The 17233-nt window shown below is 41.3% G+C and carries 15 protein-coding genes; 7 read left to right on the top strand and 8 right to left on the bottom strand.

Annotated features, from left to right (window positions below):
- The first annotated feature begins 18 nt into the window (after positions 1–18).
- Positions 19–1080 carry a class II fructose-bisphosphate aldolase gene (gene fbaA, locus MMU05_RS07165; protein ID WP_241140994.1) on the top strand — a complete coding sequence of 354 codons (1062 nt, stop codon included), beginning with the start codon at positions 19–21 and terminating at the stop codon, positions 1078–1080.
- Positions 1081–1145: 65 nt separating this feature from the next.
- Positions 1146–2702, top strand: a complete 1557-nt coding sequence (locus MMU05_RS07160; RefSeq protein WP_241140993.1) for an alpha-amylase family glycosyl hydrolase — start codon at positions 1146–1148, stop codon at positions 2700–2702.
- Between the two features lie 105 nt (positions 2703–2807).
- Here the strand turns inward: MMU05_RS07160 and MMU05_RS07155 are convergent, their stop codons facing one another.
- Entirely contained in the window at positions 2808–3476 is a 669-nt protein-coding gene (locus MMU05_RS07155) for a hypothetical protein (RefSeq protein WP_241140992.1), read from the bottom strand.
- Between the two features lie 867 nt (positions 3477–4343).
- On the opposite strand from MMU05_RS07155, the gene MMU05_RS07150 reads away from it, so the two are divergent.
- Both MMU05_RS07150 and MMU05_RS07145 read left to right on the top strand, forming a co-directional pair.
- A complete protein-coding gene (locus tag MMU05_RS07150) occupies positions 4344–4793 on the top strand; it encodes a hypothetical protein (protein ID WP_241140991.1) in 450 nt (149 codons plus the stop codon).
- A gap of 300 nt (positions 4794–5093) precedes the next feature.
- Positions 5094–6095, top strand: coding sequence for a c-type cytochrome (locus tag MMU05_RS07145; RefSeq protein WP_241140990.1), 1002 nt, complete (start codon positions 5094–5096; stop codon positions 6093–6095).
- 113 nt (positions 6096–6208) lie between these two features.
- On the opposite strand, the gene MMU05_RS07140 is transcribed toward MMU05_RS07145, so the two are convergent.
- The 3 genes from MMU05_RS07140 to MMU05_RS07130 form a co-directional block, all read right to left on the bottom strand.
- Positions 6209–7594 (bottom strand): Gfo/Idh/MocA family oxidoreductase, encoded by a 1386-nt coding sequence (locus MMU05_RS07140; protein ID WP_241140989.1) that lies wholly within the window; start codon positions 7592–7594, stop codon positions 6209–6211.
- Positions 7595–7800: 206 nt separating this feature from the next.
- Positions 7801–8985: a Gfo/Idh/MocA family protein gene (locus MMU05_RS07135; protein WP_241140988.1), complete on the bottom strand. Its 1185-nt coding sequence runs from the start codon at positions 8983–8985 to the stop codon at positions 7801–7803.
- Between the two features lie 3 nt (positions 8986–8988).
- Complete coding sequence (locus MMU05_RS07130) at positions 8989–9903, bottom strand: sugar phosphate isomerase/epimerase family protein (protein WP_241140987.1); 915 nt, start codon at positions 9901–9903, stop codon at positions 8989–8991.
- 188 nt (positions 9904–10091) lie between these two features.
- On the opposite strand from MMU05_RS07130, the gene MMU05_RS07125 reads away from it, so the two are divergent.
- Positions 10092–10451, top strand: a complete 360-nt coding sequence (locus tag MMU05_RS07125; RefSeq protein ID WP_241140986.1) for a cupin domain-containing protein — start codon at positions 10092–10094, stop codon at positions 10449–10451.
- Between the two features lie 204 nt (positions 10452–10655).
- Here the strand turns inward: MMU05_RS07125 and MMU05_RS07120 are convergent, their stop codons facing one another.
- Positions 10656–11408, bottom strand: a complete 753-nt coding sequence (locus MMU05_RS07120; protein WP_241140985.1) for an SDR family NAD(P)-dependent oxidoreductase — start codon at positions 11406–11408, stop codon at positions 10656–10658.
- A 362-nt stretch (positions 11409–11770) separates the two neighbouring features.
- On the opposite strand from MMU05_RS07120, the gene MMU05_RS07115 reads away from it, so the two are divergent.
- On the top strand, positions 11771–12637 hold the full coding sequence (locus MMU05_RS07115; RefSeq protein WP_241140984.1) for an AraC family transcriptional regulator: 867 nt from the start codon (positions 11771–11773) through the stop codon (positions 12635–12637).
- A 90-nt stretch (positions 12638–12727) separates the two neighbouring features.
- A complete protein-coding gene (locus MMU05_RS07110; protein WP_241140983.1) occupies positions 12728–13504 on the top strand; it encodes a hypothetical protein in 777 nt (258 codons plus the stop codon).
- A 15-nt stretch (positions 13505–13519) separates the two neighbouring features.
- Here MMU05_RS07110 and MMU05_RS07105 read toward each other — a convergent pair whose 3' ends face one another.
- From MMU05_RS07105 to MMU05_RS07095, 3 genes are all read right to left on the bottom strand, one after another.
- Positions 13520–14206: a CPBP family intramembrane glutamic endopeptidase gene (locus MMU05_RS07105; protein ID WP_241140982.1), complete on the bottom strand. Its 687-nt coding sequence runs from the start codon at positions 14204–14206 to the stop codon at positions 13520–13522.
- A gap of 16 nt (positions 14207–14222) precedes the next feature.
- The gene (locus MMU05_RS07100; protein ID WP_241140981.1) at positions 14223–15296 is read right to left on the bottom strand and encodes a Gfo/Idh/MocA family protein; all 1074 of its coding nucleotides are present in this window, start codon (positions 15294–15296) and stop codon (positions 14223–14225) included.
- A gap of 191 nt (positions 15297–15487) precedes the next feature.
- On the bottom strand, positions 15488–17101 hold the full coding sequence (locus tag MMU05_RS07095; RefSeq protein ID WP_241140980.1) for a glycoside hydrolase family 99-like domain-containing protein: 1614 nt from the start codon (positions 17099–17101) through the stop codon (positions 15488–15490).
- Between the last annotated feature and the right edge of the window lie 132 nt (positions 17102–17233).

Below are 17233 nucleotides of genomic sequence, written 5' to 3'. Positions count from 1 at the left end.
AACCTATTTTAAATCAACATGAAATTCAAACCAGGAGTCAAGTACGGAGAAGAACTCAAGGACCTATTGTCGTATGCAAAAGAAAGTGAATTTGCAATGCCTGCGGTCAATGTCATCAACACCAGCACAGTAAATGCGGTCATTGAAACGGCTAAAAAAGTCAATTCTCCCGTAATCATACAATTTTCAAATGGAGGCGGTCAGTTTTTTGCCGGAAAAGGATTAGGAAATCAAAACCAGATCGGAGCGATTCAAGGTTCCATTTCAGGTGCATTGCATGTGCACAGAATGGCTGAAGCTTATGGTGTTCCTGTTGTATTGCACACCGACCATTGTGCCAAGAAATTGCTTCCTTGGATTGATGGTCTTTTGGAAGAGGGAAAAGCTTATTATGCAGCTTACAAAAAGCCTCTATATAGCTCTCATATGTTGGATTTATCCGAGGAGCCTGTCAAAGAAAACATTGAAATTTCTGTGGAATATTTCAAGAAATTTAAAAAGCTTGAAATGGGAATTGAGATTGAATTGGGTGTGACCGGTGGTGAAGAAGACGGCGTCGACAACTCAGACGTGGACAGCTCTAAATTGTATACCCAACCTGAAGAAGTTGCGTATGCTTACGAGCACCTCAAAGAAGTGGATGATTTGTTTACGATTGCAGCGGCATTCGGCAATGTTCACGGTGTATATAAGCCGGGAAATGTCTCTTTGAAGCCTGTCATTTTGAAAAATTCCCAGGATTATATCAATAAAAAATACGGAACAACAGGTAAGCCGTTGTTTTTTGTTTTCCATGGAGGTTCAGGTTCAACAGAAGCCGAAATCAGAGAAGCCAACAGCTACGGTTCTGTCAAAATGAACATTGACACAGATCAGCAGTGGGCATTCTGGGAAGGCATCAAAAATTACTACAAAGGAAATGAAGGATATCTCCAGTCGCAATTAGGTAATCCTGAAGGACCTGACAGTCCAAACAAGAAATACTATGATCCAAGAGTCTGGTTGAGAAAAGGGGAAGAAACATTCATGAAAAGATTGGAACTTGCTTTTGAAATGCTCAATGCTATCAACAGAAACTAACTCTATATATTAAAAACCTTGAAAAAGTCACTGTAGGTGACTTTTTCTATTTTAAAGATTACCCTATGAAAATAAATTCAATCCAAGTCGTTCTATTGATTTTGACATTAGCAGCTTCATCCTGCTTGGGCAGGAAAGAAAAGAAAATTGAAAACCACTGGCCTAAGTCGGGGATTACTTATGAGATATTTATCCAGTCGTTTTATGATTCAAACGGAGATGGAATAGGGGATATCAATGGTGTAAAGAAGAAATTGGACCATGTCAAGGAATTGGGTGCAAATGCCATTTGGTTTATGCCCATCATGGCCTCTCCGAGTTATCATAAATATGATGTAACAGATTACAAAAGCATCCACCCGGATTATGGGACAATGGAGGATTTTAAGGCGTTTTTGGATGAAGCCCACAAGAATGACATCAAAGTGGTGATTGATATGATCATCAACCACACAAGCAACAAGCACCCGTGGTTTTTGGAATCCCAAAAAGGGAGAGACAATCCCTTCCGCGATTACTACGTGTGGGCGCAAAAGGATACCATTGCAGATTATATCAACAAGAAAACCATCACTTTGGACAGTGACAACGTCAAGCAATGGCATGACCCTGGTATGGGAGAGGATTATTATTATGGATTTTTTTATGGAGGTATGCCTGACCTTAATTTTGACAATCCAAAAGTCCGGGAAGAAATATATGAAATCGGGAGGTTTTGGCTGGAAGAAGTAGGAGTGGACGGGTTTAGACTGGATGCTGCCAAGCATATCTTTCCGGATGACAGGCCTTCGGACAACCATGCTTTTTGGAAGGAATTCAGGGATAAAATGACGGCCATCAAGTCGGATGTTTACCTGGTCGGGGAGGTTTATGACAAAAAGGAAATAGTCGCTCCTTATTTGCCCGGATTGCCTGCTTTGTTCAACTTCGATTTCCATTATACCTTGATTGAATCTTACAAAAAAGAAGATGGAATGTTGCTTGCCAAAAAGCAAAAAGAGGTTTTGGACTTTTACAACGGGATTACGGAAGAATTTATCGACGCGACTTTTTCCTCCAATCATGACCAACCAAGGTTGCTCAATTCGTTGGATGAAAATCCAAGGAAGTTGAAGCAGGCCATCAATATCCTTATGACCATGCCGGGTGCACCCTATTTATACTATGGAGAAGAAATCGGTATGCTGGGCAAAAAGCCCGATGAGAATATCAGAGAACCTTTTCTGTGGGACATGAAAGCCAATGATAAGGGACGGACATCATGGATGGTGCCGACTTATTCGAAAGATGATGTGGTGACACCGCTTGCGATTCAAAAGTCAATGAGCACGAGTTATTTCAACCACTATAAGGAAATCATCCAACTCCGCAACAGCAACAGGGCTTTGGCTTTGGGAAGTCTGGAGTTGTACGAAGGCGAACTTCCTTCTCCTTTGATGGCTTTCTTTAGGACACATGATGACCAAGAAGTATTCGTTGTACACAATCTAAGTGGTGCTGTTATTCAAATCGATGCCCCGGAAGAATTCCAAACAGTGATTTATTCCTTTGGTGAGGCCAAAAAAGACGGAAATAAAATCACCCTGCCTGGTTTTAGCAGTTTGGTTTTGGAGCTTTATTGATAGTAAAAACCAAGTGGGCTTTTGAGCAGAAATGTATGGTTTGAATGAAAAAAGGGCTTGCTCCATAATTTTGGAGCAAGCCCTTTTTGTTCTTTAGAAGAAGGGTTATTTCTTCTCTTTGGTCTTTGGAACGATAATTCCATCTTTAATCATTTTATCTACTACTACATAAGCAAATTCTTGGGCAGCTTTGTCAATACTTGCAGGATTGGTTGTTTCAGATTGGGCAGACCACACCAAAGCTTGGGTTCCTAAATCATAAAGGTTGATTTCAATGTAAAAGTTTTTGTCTGTGGCATAATAGCCGGGAGAATAACTGGTAGGTCCGTACATCCCATAATAGCCTCCAAATCTTCCATAACCGCCCCCATAATACATCGGACTGTAGGAGGTAGTGCCCGGGACATATCGGGTCTCATTGGTCTGATCGATGATGGCAATCGTCATGATACCGTCTCTTCCGCTTTTTTTGATTTCTTGGACGACTTGATCTCTGTTCTGTTCAGTAAATACGAGTCCCGGTTTTACAAGCTCTAGGTTACTGATTGCCTGAACGCCTTTTTGGATCAATAGCTCATCAATATCATCTTCGATGGTTTTTTTGGTAACATAGTTGTCTCCGATCAATGCAGCAACAAAAAGGTTGGAATAGCCGGCAGTTTCTGCATCAGGGCTTTTCCAAGAACCCAATATTTTGGTAGATGGCGAGCAAGCAGCAAGTGCTCCAGCTAGGACCATCAAAAGGGTAAATGATTTTAAAATTCGGGTTTTCATAATGTAGGTTTTTGGTTTTTTATAATGACAATTTATTTGCTTGTAATCTGTTTCCTATATAAATATAACTTATGGCGCGTTAAAATTAAATGATTTTTGAGGGGTTATAGCAATTTTATTTTGTTGAATTCGAAGGAAGAAATTTTATTTTTTCTCTTCTTGATTGAATCTGCGGTAGGTTTTTTACCGGCAAGGAAAAGAAGGAAACGCAAAATCGGTTTGAAGATTTTTTACCACTTACGCAGAGAGCACTGAAGAATTGAATAGGTTGAGAAAAACCCCCAAAGAGGTTCAACCTTGAATAGCTCTGGTTTCAACCCGGGGATAAGAAAAATGAACGATGAGATAATAACCCAAAGAGTTGGCATATTTATATAAAATAAAAGCGATTGATTTATGGTCAACCCTGAAGGCCTGCCTGCCGCCAGGTTGAATAAATCAGTGAATGGTGGGATAGAATTTGATTTCATGAATTGACCTTCCCTGTTTTTGGCTAAATCCCAATTTCTCTATTTGATTACACTAGGCTAAAAACCGGAATCGTGGGTTTCGTTTCCTATCCCGAGTGGCGTTCCTTACTCGGGGCTACCCATATTTGACCACTGCGTCGTCTGCCGCCGCCGCCAATGTTTGTGTCAAAAATATTCCATAATCTTAACCGCAATGAGCGCTAAGGTTCTGCAAAGGGGCGCAATGAACCTGGCTTCTTGGTTCTTATTTCTTGCATCTTTTTCTCTTTTTTTCCGCAACCTTCAGTGGTATATAATTTTCTCGACGTATGGCCGGTGTGTTCGTTGAGTGGCTGAATTTTTTTATATTTCTGAATCAGAAAGTCAAAATCGGTAGCGTTCACCTTAATCTTATTTCATGAAATTTCGACTCCTTTTATGCGCTGCCTTTTTATTGTTTTTTTGGACAAAAAATGAGGCTCAAACTGAAGAAAAATCTCAAAAAGAAACCAAAAGCGGCATTCAAGTGGCCGCCTATGATGGCATCATTGTGGCAGGATTTGTCGATGGGGGAGGTTATACCAATTTTACGGGACCAAATATCAACATGACGCGAGGGGATTCAAGGTTTATCCTAAGTGCACTGCCTTCATTACGCTATAAGAAAGACAATTCCACCCCCAAAAATGCTTTTGTTACACCCACATTGGGGATTGGATTTACCTACAGCTATAAGCTTTTTGCTGTTCAGATCCCCTTATTTTACAATTCCAAAACTGCTGTGGAAGATGGCAAGTGGCATGTTGGTATTGGCCTTGGGATGAGGCTGAATTATATCAACCACTCAAAGGCAAAAAACCCAAAATAGCCCTTCAACTTCAATACTCATTGATTTGTAAAAACCCTGTTCCCAAGTTTTAATCTCTAGCTTATAATCAGGTTTGAACATGGTTCTTTAAAAAAAGCTTTACGCTGTAAATGTTGAGTTTTGATTTTATACAACTATCTCTTTTTCAAATACTTTACAATTCTTATAACCTCCCGGTCAAAGGGAAAGTTTTTAGGCACTTTGGGACAGAATATGATGCATTTCGTCCAAAGGCGTTTGATATCAAACAAATAATCCAGTAAATTCTCCCAGTACTTACCCCTAAACCATGACTTCGATATGATCAAGAAGATTTTGCTCGGTATTCTGACAGTTCTCTTTGTTGTGGCAGGAGCTTTTGTCTCTTACGTACTGCTTTCTTGGAACAAAATCTACGATATTCCCTATCCCGAACTTCAGGTCAGCAGCGACTCCACGGTGATTGCAAGAGGAAAATACCTTGTTCACGGTCCGGCCCATTGTTCCAACTGCCATGTGTCGAGCTTTGAAGACATGGTATCCGCGGATCAGGGAAAAGAGATACCGCTCAAAGGTGGCGCCCCTTTCCCGTTGGGGCCACTTGGGACTTTGTATATTCCCAATTTGACTCCTGATCCCAATACAGGAATAGGTAGGTATAATGATGGCCAACTTTTTAGGATGATGCGTCATGTGGTAAAGCCTGACGGGACGGCCTCCCTTTCGATATTGATGCCATTTTGGAACATGGCTGATGAGGACCTTGTCGCAGTTGTATCTTATCTGCGGAGCATGGAACCTGCGGAAAATCAGGTTCAAGAGTCTGAATGGTCTTTTATGGGCAAGGCAATCAAGGTTTTTGCATCCTCCTTTCATCCGGTTGAAAATCCTACACCGCCTTCCTATGCGCCGCCTATGGCCGCAACAGTGGAAAGGGGCGAATATCTTGCCCGATATGTGGCCAACTGCGTGGGATGCCATACAAGACGGGACCCAATGACATTTGAAGCGTTGAGTCCTGAATATTCCGGTGGGTTTGAATTCGAACCTTTTCCTGAATTTCATAAATACATTGGTGAAGATCCCGAATTATGGACCAGAAGTCCCAATATCACTCCCCACCCAAACAGTGCACTTTCCAAATTCAAAACAGTGGAGGAATGGAAGACACGATTTAGACAGGGAAGGATCATCAAGATTTCTCCCATGCATTGGGGTCCGTTTTCAAGGATGACTGACCCGGACCTTGAGGCACTTTATATTTACCTTAACAGTCTGGAACCGGTAGAAAACGACGTTACAGAGACGGTTTTTAAGAAATAGGCGGCAAGTAAAGGAGAGGGTAATCAGAACCATTATTCTAAATTCCCTTTTCTAACCAAAAAAATGAGATCTAAAATTCTCCAAGTCTTCGTCAATATTTCACTAGTCAAATTTCAACCCATTTTCATCGCAACAGGATCCCAAAGGATTGGTTTTTGCAAATCGATACTCAGGTTGCAGGCAAGGGAAGGGGCTGCCGCCCGTAATCCGAAGGAGGCATCCTCCAAGATGGGAGTTCCTGATCGGATTCCGTTGAAAAATGATATCAGATGGTCTAATCGGTCGTCATAACCTTTTGGAGCGTTGAAATTCACTTCTTTTCCCATTTCATAACCTCCCTCCCCATTGCCATAGGTCTCTTTGTACAACTTTTTGAAATCCGCTTTTTGTTTGGCTGAAAAGCTGTTAAAGGAATCATAACCTCCAAATCCCGGTTCTGCATGTCTTTTGATCGTACTGACTTTAAAGTCATTCCATCCAATATCAATGACACCTTCAGTGCCATACACTTTGAGTCCAAATCCCCCTTTGCCTTCACCGTCTGCAAGGTTCACTCTGGTATAAACCTGAAATGACCCATGTTTCTCATTTTTAGGATAATCCATTAGGGCATTGAGGATGTCATAGGCATCTCTGCCATCTTTCCAATATTTCAATTCCCCGATGCTGTAGATTTTATTTGGACCATAAGAATCAGTGATGGTATGGATGCTTGTCAGCAAATGCACAATCAGGTCACCTGCAGCGCCTGTCCCATAGTCCTTGTAATTTCTCCATCTGAAGAATCGCTTGGCATCAAAATCAGTTTTGGGGGCTTGGCCCAAAAAGGTATCAAAATCTACAGTAGCAGGGGAGGCGTCGGTGGGAATGGAGTATTGCCACGCGCCACGTGCATCCGAGCGGTCGCAGAAAGCCTGGACATAGGTAAGTTCACCGATCATCCCGCTTTGAAGGATTTTTCTTGCTTCCAAAATGGCCACAGAACTTGCCCTTTGGCTCCCTACCTGAAACACTTTTCCGGTTGCTTTTTGGGTATCGATGATGGCATGTCCCTGGGTGATTTGTTGGATCATGGGTTTCTCGCAATAGACATGCTTCCCAGCTTTCATGGCATCTACAGCCATACGCTCGTGCCAATGGTCCGGGGTGCATATCAAGACCGCATCAATTTCAGGCCTTGCCAATAATTCCCTATAATCCCTTGTGGTATAGAAATCCTTCCCCCATTTTTCTTTGGCGTATTCCAGTCTGCCTGTATACAAATCGCATGCACCGATCAATTCGACCCCATCCACCAAAAGTGCCGTATCCGTGTCATAGTGGCCGATGATGCCTGCACCGATCAAACCGATCCTGATTTTATCATTGGCACTGACTTTCATATTGGATCTTAGCTCAATTGATTTGGCATTCGCCTCATTTTGTAATCCCGTACCCAATCCTGCTAAGGCCAAAGACCCGCCGACCTTTTTCAAAAAATCCCTGCGTTGATTTCCCATTTTTATTTCTATCTAAATTGATTTTTCTAATGACTTTAATTCCTACATGCGTAGATTATTCAAATAACCCAATAACCAATAAACCTACCCATCGACACGATCAGTTACCTAAATCAAATAACCAAATAACCATTAACCAAATAACCAACCCTTCGACAAGCTCAGGGACCTTCAACAATTAACCAAATAACCAATTAACCAAATTGTCACCTCATCACAATCTCCCCGGTTTCTTTATTCTTCAATATCAGCTTTCTGTCCCCATTGGGAAGGATTTCTTCTTTGATAAACCAATGAAGGGCATCATGCTCCTGGTATACGGAAGGTTTGATCAAGCCTCTTTTTCCCCTCCAAACAGGAAGTTGGACCGGTTCCCAAAGTTTTGTTTTGGCTGACTTGTACGCAGCATCAATGATGGCATTGACCACGTAGCCGTCGTAAAAAGTTTCACGCGGTTGGACCCCTTTTTCGAATGCGTCAAACATGTCGTTGAACATATTGGGATAGCCTAATTCGTGGGCTTCGTCACCAACCGGAAACTGCCATCCTGAAGACGATTCTGCCTTTTCTGCTACATAATCATTTCCCGCACCACTAGTGAACATCTCAAATCCTGTCCTCAAGAAGGAATTGATCCAAATCGTGCCTTCCGTTCCCATCACTTCATCCCGCAAATCCATTCCTCCTCGAAATGTCCATGAAACTTCAAATTGGCCAATCGCCCCATTTTCATATTTGACCAGACCGATGGCGTGGTCCTCTGCATCAATGGGTTTGACTTGGGTATCTGCCCAACACATTACTTCCACAGGCAAAACAGCTTTTCCGATAAAATTCCTTGAAATCTCCACACAGTGACATCCCAAATCGAGAATGGCACCTCCACCGGCTTTTTCGATATCCCAAAACCAGTCTGAATGTGGGCCGGGGTGAGTTTCCCTTGACTTGGCCCAAAGCACTCTGCCTATTGCCCCCGATTCCACGCTTTTGACAGACTTGAGAAATTTGGGTGTGTAACAAAGGTCTTCTAAGTAACCTCCAAAGACCCCTGCTTCCTCACATGCCAAAGTCATCCGGAGTGCCTCCTCGGCATTTCTTCCCAAGGGTTTGGTACAAAGCACCGGTTTTTTGTGTTTGACACAAAGCATGACCGCTTCTTCGTGGACATAGTTTGGCAGGGCGATGACGACAATATCGGTTTCAGGATGGGTAATAGCTGCCTCCATATCGGTGGTAGTATGGGGGACATTATAGTCCTTGGCAAATCTCAATGCAGTTTCTTCCTTTCGTGCATAAACGACTTTTACCTGGTCTTTTCCCCTTCTTCCTATCAGAGAATCTGCATAAAAGCGACCGATAAAACCTCCTCCGAGAATACAAATGTTTACCATGTTTTAGCTGTTAAAGAGTTTGTTGATTGCTGCGTAATTGATTTTGTGCGCCTCGACAACGCTGTTGTTTTGGACGGTATTTTCTTCCAGACATTGCTCGATCACCAAATGGGCATTGATTCCCATTTTCTTGACTTCCTGCGCAAACCTGACATAATCTATATCACCTTCGGGTTGAAAAGTGTCAGTCCAGATTCCGTTTTGGGATTGTCTGAGGTGAAAAGATACAATTCTGTTACCGTACATTTTGAGCGTATCAAAAACCGCAACCTGTGAATTTCCCGAGCCCCGATAGATCCAATGAACATCCATGCAAAAGCCTAGGTTTTCGGGTGAAGTATTTTGGAGTACATGGTGAAATTCCCTTGCTCCGGCCTGCAACTCGACATCATGGGTATGGTAGGCCAACTTGATCCCCATATTCTTGAGGGATTTTCCAAGCTTATCCAAATGGCTACTTTGACATAGGAGTTGGCTGTCATTTTTGAGTTGTCCGCTTCCCCAACTTATCGGGTTGGGATTGGTCACGATGATTTTGGTACCCAATGGCTTGGCCTTTTGGGCTATTTCTAGAATTTGCGCAGTTGATCTTTGGGCGAGATCTTCTTCATGCATCAGGCTGCCGACATAGATGGATGGCAGCTTAATCCGGTATTTTTCCAAAAATGGAATCAATTCCTGGAGATGGGCGGCATCACTGATGGAAGGCTCAAATGCCGGAATTTTGGTTTTGGCAAATTCTGCCAAACAAGCATCCCAATCCTTTCCCCATTCTCTACCTTCACGGTTGTAAAAAGTGATCCAATTGTATTCATTGGCAGAAATAGGTAGGTTTTCTTCCCTTTCCAACAAAAGTTTTTGGCTGGAAAACAGTACAGCCAATCCGGGCAACATTCCTACAAAGTTTCGGCGGTTCATTGGGTTTGGGTTTGCGCAAGTTGTAATTTTGAATATACCAAAAAATGGTTTGGTCCACAAACAGCAATAGTGCAACCGGTTATGTCAAAAAATGGGATAAGAAAAAATAAACCAAATTCGTATCATTGCTTCAATGGAAAAATTCCTTGTTACTCAATAATTATTTCCAAAACCAAAATTCTGATTCCATGCAAAAAGTCAATCTCTCAGAAAAATTTTCTCTCTTTCAGGATTATTGGAATCCAAGGATTGCCGGTGAACTCAATGGGCAGCAGGTCAAGCTCGTCAAATTCAAAGGAGAGTTTGTCTGGCACAAACATGACCACGAAGACGAACTGTTTTTTGTCGTCTCAGGTAGTTTCAGAATGGAACTTAGGGACAAAGTTATTTTCCTTCAGGAAGGAGAATTTTTGGTTGTTCCCAAAGGGGTTGAACACCGGCCTGTAGCAGAGGAAGAAGTATCTATGATGCTCTTTGAACCTGCCGCTACTTTGAATACAGGAGATGCAAAAAGTGACTTGACAAAAGAAACGTTGGAAAAGATTTGATTTTAGTTATTTCGTTTTTTTAGGATTAAGTATATGCGCAATGATGGCAGTATATTTATTAACAGATATAAATCATGGATGGAAACCAAAATGTCCGGTACATCCCTGCCCGACGGCAGGCGGGGGTCTTCCGACTTCCGTCTTCCAACCCGTTTGTAAAAGAATATTGGCATACTGTCAAAGAAGCGGATACCAATTTTCTATTTAAACCTTCAATCCCATAAAACCACCGTCGATATTGAAATTGCTTCCTGTGATGAAGGATGCTTCATCCGAACCTAAGTAGTAGACCAAGCCTGCGATCTCTTCGGGAGTTCCCATCCTGCCTATTGGTTGGGTGGCGGCCAATTTGGCAAACATTTCTTTTTCCTGTCCCGGGTAGTTTTTTGCCAAAAAACCATCTACGAAGGGTGTATGAACCCGACCGGGAGAGATGGAATTGCATCGGATATTGTGACTCACATAATCCCGTGCGATAGAAAGTGTCATGGAATATACCGCGCCTTTGGTCATGGAATACGCAAATCGATCCGGAATACCTATGATTGCTGCGACAGAACACATGTTGATGATACAGCCGCCTCCATTTGCTTTGAGTTTGGGAATGGCAGCCTGACTACAGGTGAATACACCTTTTGCATTGACTTGAAATACCTTTTCAAAATCTTCTTCACTTGTATTTTCCAAGTTTCCAATATGAGAGATTCCTGCGTTGTTGACCAACACGTCGATTTTTTCAGGCAATCTTTCGAAAGTCTTTTTGACCTCCTCTAATTTTGAAACATCGGCTTGGAGGAAAGTAATTTTATGGCCTTTTTCAAGAAGTTCTTTTTCAACTTCATTTCCCAAGGGTTCATTATAATCAAGGAAATACACGTTGTTTCCTTTTGAAGCAAAAAGCTGGGTGATAGCCAAGCCTATTCCACTTGCCCCACCGGTGATAATGATGTTTTTCATGAGCTAAATATAAGAATGTGATTCGAAATAAGTAACCTGTGGTGGGGTGGGGGAGAGGCTATTTTGAAGTTGGTGGGTTGTGATTCTCCTTTTTCTTCAAGCTCAAAATGTAAATAATTGAAGTCATCTTTCGGAAGGGCAACTATTTTAAAATAGAAAGCAACAGGTGATATGGGTTAGGTTTTTCGTATCAACTGGCATCAGTTATTAAAATGCAGTTATAGGTATTAGTTAATTATATCCAAAACATATCAAAATATCGATATTTTGAACAAAATACAGTCAGAATAAGCAAAAAAACAGTAAGATTGCAAATTGATTAATGTGGAATTTAAATCTTCGTAAGAACCCCAAAATTCAACATGAAAGCAAAATTACTTGAGCGAAGGAAGCCTTTTGACAAATCCTTTATCTCTGCCATCCACAACTACCCGCATTTTCTCAATATCTGGCATTACCATCCCGAGCTGGAATTGGTATGTATGGTCAAGAGCACGGGGACGCGCTTTGTAGGCGACAGTATTCTTCCCTTTTCTGAAGGAGAATTGGTTTTGATAGGAGAGAATGTGCCCCACATGTGGCAAAATGACAAGCCGTATTTTGAGAAAGAAAGTGGCCTGACTGCAGAATCCATCACGCTGCATTTCAGAAAGGATTTTGCCGGAGAAGGTTCACTGGATATTCCTGAAATGATCCAAATAAAATCACTCTTTGAAAGGGCTTCACAAGGAATACTCTTCACAGGAACTCTGAAGGAATCAGCCAAAGAGAAAATGCTCGCCATTCATCATGCGGAAGGTTTCCAAAGGTGGGTGGGATTGATGCAACTGCTTCAAGAGCTTTCTGAAGAAACCGATTTTAGGTATTTGTCTTCAAAGGGTTTCCAACATCCAAAGGAAAAAAACGGTGATAGCAGGATCGATAAAGTGTATTCATTTACCTTCAACAATTTTCATAGAAACATCACGTTGGAAGAGGTGGCGGACCTCGCCAATCTCAATCCAACGGCATTTTGCAGGTTTTTTAAGAAAAATACCAAGAAGAACTATTCCAAATTCCTAAATGAAATCAGAATAGGGTATGCCTGTAAGTTGCTTTTGGAAGAGAAGATGAATATTTCGGAAATAGGCTATGAATCAGGGTTTAACAACCTGTCTAATTTTAACAGACAATTCAAGTCTTCCATGGGTTTGTCACCCACTGAGTACCTTGCCAAACACCAACCTTAATTAAAGTATTACTTTAATTGAATTACACTAACTAATTGGCATAAAATTTGGTATAGTTTCTCTCCCGAGATAATTACAAACCAAATAGCCATGAGAAAGAAATTAAGCAGTTACATTTTTTTGATTTTCATTTTATTGGGATCCTGTATGACGGGTTCGGAAGATGAGGATCTCAGCCCGGTTTATGAAGATTATCTTGTCCTGATGGCTATCGATGAAAGCAGCATCGACAATGGAAATGAACCAAACAACTTTTCTGAAACAGATGTCAATGATCAGATTGCAGCTGTGGGCCAAAGAACACAACTGAAATTTTTTAAGGATAATGTGGGTAAGACAATTGATCTACATACAGGACAGGTGGGTGATGAAGGCTGGTTTGCTCTAAAGAATATTCCAAATAGATGGGTCAATGCCGGACCTTCTGACAATGGTGCCAAGAATTACCTCACTCCCGGTCCGGGATTGGGTGCTCCCAATATTGACAATGACCGGGAAGTGCTATTGGATGAAATACCTTTGGTGACTCCTATGAGGGCTACGGGATTGAAAATGCTAGTGGGTTCCAAAGTTTTGGCTGTGGTTTATGACGGTGACATAAATGTTAACTATTCGCCATTGGAAGGCAATCTTCAGGGAGCCAATCTTGGATTGGTTGCATTTGAGGTAATTGAAATAAAAACAAACACAGCCGGAAGCGATTCAGATTTACCTGTAGTAACCATTAAAATATTAAATGTAGATTCCATCAGTCAGTTTGGAATTGTTCTTTTTTCAAACGCACCAGAACCACAGTCCTCTTCTGTACCAAAAGATACCAACCCACCCGCCTCGGGAGATTTACCGGTTTTTGTGTTGGCAAATTGACTTTTGAATTTCCATTTATTCTAATTTTTCAATTCCGGTTTTGAGTTTCTTTGCAAAAAAACTTGCTTCGTAGCCAAATGATATTGAAAGGTGAATGATGATAGCCGTCCACAGATTTCCAAAGTAGACTACCATCAAGCATAAGATAACCCCGAATAAAATGCTTCCCAACGCTTCTTTTTGTCCGCCTAAAATATGGAGGAGTGCGTAAAAAAAGACATTAATACCGATTGCTACAGGTATGGAAAATATAGAAGTCAAATCATCCAAAAAATAACCTCTAAACCATATTTCATAGGAAATTAGAAAAAGAAAGCGGATGACAAAATAAAGTAAAATGACAACAAGGGATGGATTTGGTTGAAGATTACCAGAATTAACATCCAACTTTTTTGATTGTGATCTACCCGCTAAGAATGCCAAAGTAGAAAGTCCAAAAACCAAAAGCAATTGGATTGAACTGACTGAATTTTCATCAGAGGCAAAAAGTAAAGAAAGGCTGTGCTGTGACAGGATTGTTGGAACCACTGCCCAAACCATAATCCCCCAAGTCAAGAGAAAAAACTGAAGGCTATTGTATTTGGCCCAGCCATTTTGAGAAAAGAACCTGAGGCTATTTTTTCTAAATGCCCACCAACTCACTAAAAACATGCTCAAAAAAGCAAATCCGTGGTAAACGAATCCTAGGCTTGGCACGTCCATCCTTTTTTAATTGGTTTTAGAGGAAAACTATATTTCCGGATTTCACAGATTCATCACAGGCGAAGGCAATCCTTAGGCTATTGATGGCATCTTCCAAATGATCAGTCAGGTCAATGTTTTGCTGGATAGCCTTAAGGAAATACTGTTGCTCCCGGTCACAAAGCCCTTGATGATCAGGTTCATCCGTCATATCGATCCAAAAATCTTTTTTTGTAAAATGATTTTTTTTATCTAAATCAGCATGATGGACTTTGATGCTTTCGGTTTTGGTATGGGAATCCACATTGTCTGATTTCCCGGCTGACCCAGCAGATTTTGCTACGATTGATACTGCTCCTTTTGGGCCAAAGACATCCTTGATAAAAAAGGCATTGTCGGAAATCATTGGCCCCCAACCTGCCTCATACCATCCTACTGAACCATCCTCAAACCTGATCTGAAGTTGGCCATAATTGTAATTGTCAAGGGGTATTTCATCAGATAACCTTGCCCCGATAGCAGATACAGAAACTGGCTTTGACCGGGTCATTTGGCACATCACATCAATATAATGCACGCCACAATCCACAATCGGACTCAAACTTTTCATGAGATTTTTATGCACATCCCACATGTAACCATGGCTTTGCTGGTTGAGGTTCATCCGCATGACTAGAGGTTTGCCGAGTTTATGTGCTTCTTGTATAAATCTCTCCCAAGAAGGATGATGTCTCAAAATATAACCTACAACCACTTTTTTATTGGCTTTTTTGGAAGCGTCTATGATTCGTTGTGAACCTTCTACCGTGTCGGCCAATGGTTTTTCGATAAAGACATGGCAACCACTTTCCAAAGCTTTGATGGCCATTTCCTCATGCGTATCGGGATAGGTAGAAATGCACACCGCATCCGGTTTCGATTTGTTCAGAGCCAATTCAAAATCATCGAATAAGGCATATTTACTTCCTAATTTCTCATTCAGTCTGAGTTTACTTTCTCCTCTTGCCACAAGGCCACAGATTTCAAATTCAGGCATATTGTGATAGGAGGTGGCATGGGAAGCTCCCATATTTCCACAACCAACTACAAGGATTCTTATTGGTGTCGACATTTTTTATCCTTCGTTAATTATTCTGAATTATTTCAATATGTATGTATGCTTTTTGCCACAAACCATGTAAAACCCGGATTGAAAATCCATTGCAGTGGCTATGGACTGTCGACAGTGGTCTATGGACTGATTATCTGCAGTTTAAATCATTATTTTTGGGATAATAGCAAAGTAGCGGATAATCATATATTTCAATTTCCCTTAGCAAATACCTCCTTAATGGCCTCCAAATAATCAAATCCATGACCTTCGGTAGGTTCGATATAATTGCCTTCAAGGTATTCATTCCAACAGCATATCATCACCGTGTTTCCGTTTGATGCCCTGTATTTTTCTGAAAATTTCTGAGCTTCAAGAAGTTTATCCCTGAATGTTGATTTCGTGCTGTGGACATTGTCTTTGATTGGCTCGCTCGGGAATCCTGTTTGTTGCGGCCATGTACCTCCCATCGGTCTCATGTCCCAACCCATGGCCACAGGAATTTGGTATTCAAAATTGGGATCATTTTTGAACATCTCAGACCATTTTTCCCAATGACTTCTGTAAGTAGACCGCATGTCACCGAAGCTTTTATTATCCCTTTCCATAAAAGTATGGTAAAGATATGCCGTCATTCCCTCAAATCCCATTCCCTTCAATCTGGGTACATAATTTTGAAAAAGCAGTTTGTTGGTATAACTTCCACCTCTCCAGGGCTCCTTCGCATTCACTGCTACCCATTTGGTCGGAAGTGCATATAGTTTTTCTCTTTGAGCCATGGCTCCTGCGGCTGCAGCGATGAATTTTATTCCTTTGTATCCTGCTTTTTGTGCTAAATTTTTGGACCTGTCAAGCAATTCCTTCATGGTAATGCCATAGAAAGCAGCCCTTGATTCCAGATCTTGTGGAAAATAGAGATACACTATCGGTCTTCCCGTTTCATCCTTGAGATAATCTTTTCTGCCAAAATATTTGTCAATCCATAGTTGGGTGATTTTATCATGGACTTTGAGAAAAAGTTGCTTATCTGGAATCTCTCCCGGATAATTCCTTCCGGCTGCAAGGCTTTCTGGAGACCCAAGATCCAGCCAAAGCCTCCACCTGTCTTCACTGTCATCTACCCAATTGATGGCCCATTTCATTTGTTTGTCTTCGGGTAATTTTTCATTCTCACTCAACAAAACAGTCAATTGTTCATTCCATTGTTCGATTCCAGGAACTTCGACACGGCCATCTCTTGCGGGATCTGTTTTCCATCCTGCCGGATAGTAAGTATCTGCCTGTGGTGCAAAATTCAAATGGTAATAATAATGCCTTCCAAAGAACCAATTGAAAGCAAAAAAATCAATACCATAGCTTTTCATATATTCCAGCTGCTTTTTGGCAACTTCAGGATCATTTCTTTTGTAAAAACCCTTGAGACTAGAGTGCGGTTTCCTTTCCAAAAATGGGCCCTCGTAAGGATAGCTTGCATTGTAAATTCGGCCTTTTGGGCCCCAAATAGCAGTATTGTTTGTGTGACCACAGTTCTCATTTCCAGTTAGGCAAGACCAAAAACTATCAATGTCATTGTTTGGATCTGCTGAAAGATTCCACGACGGCATAAAATAAACACCGACCAAAGTTCTTTTTTCTGCCTTGAAGTTTTCAAGATTGATGTTTCCCACAGGACTTTTAGCAAAAGAATTTGAAGTGGAAAGCTGGGAAGTGGCAATATAGTCTGAATCCAATGCACCGGTTTGGAAGGCTGTTTTTTTGGAAGAACAGTTATCAGGACCAAACATGAAAAGGGACAAAATAAAAAGGTAGAGCAGGAATTTCATCATGATTATCATGTTGGGTTAAGGATAACCTAAAATTAAAAAAACCGTGATGGAAAAGCCACCACGGTTTCAAATTTTTACGCTTTATATTTTATTTATGTGTATCCGTTTTATTACACTTAACCAAATAAATTA

Source organism: Cognataquiflexum rubidum, from assembly GCF_022538115.1.
In the GTDB taxonomy this organism is placed as follows: Bacteria; Bacteroidota; Bacteroidia; order Cytophagales; family Cyclobacteriaceae; genus Cognataquiflexum; species Cognataquiflexum rubidum.
This window is presented reverse-complemented; position numbering and strand designations above follow the sequence as displayed.